Origin of the sequence: Plastoroseomonas arctica (assembly GCF_018128965.1) — a bacterium.
GTDB lineage: Bacteria > Pseudomonadota > Alphaproteobacteria > Acetobacterales > Acetobacteraceae > Plastoroseomonas > Plastoroseomonas arctica.
Genome location: NZ_JAAEDH010000049.1, coordinates 1 through 1,984 on the forward strand (window position 1 = coordinate 1; position 1,984 = coordinate 1,984).

The following is a 1,984-nucleotide window of genomic DNA, read 5'->3' on the forward strand; positions in this document are numbered from 1 at the left end:
TGACCGCCGGCGCGGTGCGCGGCGCGACGGGCACCACCGGCGTCGCGGGCCGCGCGGCGGGCAGCGCGATGCGCCCGTTCATCGGCATCGCGATGCTCGCCTGGATCTCGGCCACGCGCTCGGTCTCGGGCAGCAGCCCCAGGATCGGCGCGATGCGGGAGACGACCATGTTCGCCGCGGGTGCCGCCACCCAGCCCGCGGTCGCGAAGCCGTGGCTGCGCGCGTTCGGCTTGGGCTCGTCGATCATCACGTACAGCGCGTAGCGCGGCGCCTGCATCGGGAAGGCGCCGACGAAGGCGGCGATGCGCCGGTCCGCCAGATACCCGCCGCGCGCCGAGGTCTTTTGGGCCGTCCCGGTCTTGCCGCCCACGAAATACCCAGGGACATCGGCCGAGCGTCCCGATCCATCGGTGACGACCAGGCGCATCAGCCGGCGCATGATGTCGGAGGTCCGCTCGCTGATCACGCGCGTGCCCTCGCGCGGGGGCTCGCCGGGCGGGTGCAACATCAGCGTCGGCTGGCGCCAGATGCCGCCATTGACCAGCGCCGTGACGCCGTTGACCACGTGCATCGGCGTGGGCGAGATGCCGTGCCCGAAGCCGATGGTCATGGTGTTGATGTCGCGCCAGGCGGCGACGGTGGGCACGATCGGCAGCGCGGTCTCGGGGATCTCGAGGCGCAGCCGGCTCGCCATGCCCATGCGCACCAGGAATTCGCGGTGCCGCGTGGGCCCGATCGCCATCGCCATATGCGCCGAGGCGATGTTGGAGGAGGCGGCGAGGATCTCGGGCAGCGCCAGCCAGCGCCCGCGGCCGCGGTAGTCGGAGATGGTGAAGCGGCCGTACTGGATCGGCCGCGAGGCATCAAAGCCGTTCCACGGCTGGATGACGCCGAGTTCCAGCGCGGCGGCCGAGGTGAACAGCTTGAATGTGGAGCCCGGCTCGTAGACGCCCACGGTGACGCGGTTGAAGCGCTGGTCGTTGGTGGCCGCACCCACGTCGTTGGCGTCGTAGTCGGGCAGGGACACCATCGCGATCACCTCGCCGGTGTGCACGTCCATCACGATGCCCGCGCCGCCGATGCCGTTGAATTCGGTGATCGCGCGCTGCACCGCGTCGCGCATCGCGAGCTGGACGCGCACATCGACGGACAGGCGCAGCGGCTGGCCTCGCAGCTCGGACCGCAGGCGCTCGTCGAAGAAGCGCTCAACGCCGGCGACGCCCTGGCCATCCACATCGGTGCCGCCGATTACGTGCACGGCGGTGCGCCCCTGCGGGAAGTAGCGCCGCTCGGCCTCCTCGAAATACAGCCCCGGCACGCCGAGGTTGTTCACCGCCTGCATCTCGCGCGGGGTCAGGGCGCGGGCGATGTAGGCGAATTGGCGTTCGCCGGAGAGCCGCGCGACCAGCCGCTCGCGCTCCAGCTGCGGCAGGATGCGGCGGAGGCGGTCGGCGACGGCGCCGGGATTCTCGATCTCGCGCGGGTTCGCGAACAGCGCGTTCACCGGCAGTGAGACGGCCAGGATCTCGCCGTTGCGGTCGGTGACGGTGCCGCGCATCACCGGCGCCGCGGCCACCACCGCCGCGGGGCGCGACATGGCGTTGATCCGGCGCGGCTCGGCCGGGGCGAGCACCGTCGCGACCGCGAGCTTGAAGGCGACCGCGCCGAACAGCACCGAGAAGGCGCAGGCGGCCAGCACCAGCCGGCCGCGGCTGCGCTCCATCTGGGCGCGGCTCGCGAGCTCGGGCTGGGTGACGCGCACCAGCGCCGTGCTCTCCTGCACCGCCTGGGCGAAGCGGCCGCGCGGCGCGGCTTCCGGCGCTGGGGGGAGGATGCTCACGCTGGTGCCTTCACTGGGTCGTCGCGGCGCGCGCCGAGCCGAACGGCACCGGCGGCGGCAGCGCGCCGCGCCCGAAGCCGAGGGTGGAGCTGGCGGTTGCGATCACCGCCGGCGCCGCGACAGGCGCGAGGGCGGGGGGTGCCG

At 73.1% G+C, this 1,984-nt stretch carries 1 protein-coding gene; it reads right to left on the minus strand.

Annotated elements, in window-relative coordinates; genetic code table 11:
- On the minus strand, nt 1-1,840 hold a 1,840-nt coding region (locus GXW79_RS21305), incomplete at its 3' end, for a peptidoglycan D,D-transpeptidase FtsI family protein (protein WP_211876466.1).
- Nucleotides 1,841-1,984 lie beyond the last annotated feature (144 nt).